Origin of the sequence: Roseibium sediminis (assembly GCF_008711325.1) — a bacterium.
Classification (GTDB): domain Bacteria; phylum Pseudomonadota; class Alphaproteobacteria; order Rhizobiales; family Stappiaceae; genus Roseibium; species Roseibium sediminis.
This window is the reverse complement of sequence record NZ_VXDB01000089.1, coordinates 1-939: the sequence shown is the minus strand read 5'-3', so window position 1 is coordinate 939 and position 939 is coordinate 1. Positions and strand designations below refer to the sequence as shown.

The 939-nt window shown below is 55.2% G+C and carries 1 protein-coding gene; it reads left to right on the top strand.

Translation table 11 applies throughout. From position 1 onward, the window contains the following. Window positions 1-878: IS3 family transposase (locus tag F0155_RS23185; protein WP_150526930.1), on the top strand; the 878-nt coding region annotated here is incomplete at its 5' end. Window positions 879-939: the final 61 nt, after the last annotated feature.

The window sequence follows — 939 nt, the reverse complement described above, 5'->3', positions numbered from 1 at the left end:
TTTTTAGCCGGCGCGCTCGCCAAAGCGGGACTGTTGGGGAGCGCAAGGAAATGATCGACCGCAGTCATGATCTGTCCATCACCCGTCAGGCCAAGGCTTTGGGGATCAGCCGTAGCATCGTCTATTACCTGCCACAGCCAGCCTCTGCGGCTGACTTGAAGTTGATGCGCCGCATCGACGAACTCCATCTTGATTATCCGTTTGCGGGCTCTCGCATGCTGCAGAAGCTCTTGAACCGTGAAGGCTTTGAGACGGGCCGTCTGCACGTGCGAACCTTGATGAAACGCATGGGAATAACGGCGCTCTACCGCAAGCCACGAACTTCAAAGCCGGGAGATGGACACAAGATTTATCCGTATCTGCTGCGAGGACTGGCGGTAACAAGGCCAAACCAGGTCTGGGCTGCGGATCTGACCTATATCCCGATGGCCCGGGGGTTCTGCTATCTGATCGCCGTCATCGACTGGTTTACGCGCAAGGTTCTGAGCTGGCGGTTGTCGATCACCATGGACGCGGCCCCGTGTGTCGAGGCGCTCGAGGAAGCACTGGCCAGATACGGGAAGCCTGAGATCTTCAACTCCGATCAGGGTAGCCAATTTACCAGCCATGACTTCACCGGCGTTCTGCTCGACAGCAAGATCCAGATCAGTATGGATGGCAAGGGCGCATGGCGCGATAACGTCTTCGTCGAGCGTCTTTGGCGCTCTGTGAAATATGAAGAGGTCTATCTCAAGGCATACGAAAGCGTTGGCCAGGCTCGAACGTCAATCGGAAAATATCTGGAAATTTACAATCGCAAACGACCACATTCGAGCCTTGACGACAGAACGCCGGATGAGGCCTACTTCAAACTGGAACCGCTTCAACAGGCGGCTTAACCAGAGGCAGAAAGCCACTTATAAAACGCTCCATCCTGTCCAAACAAACCGAGCCACCTCT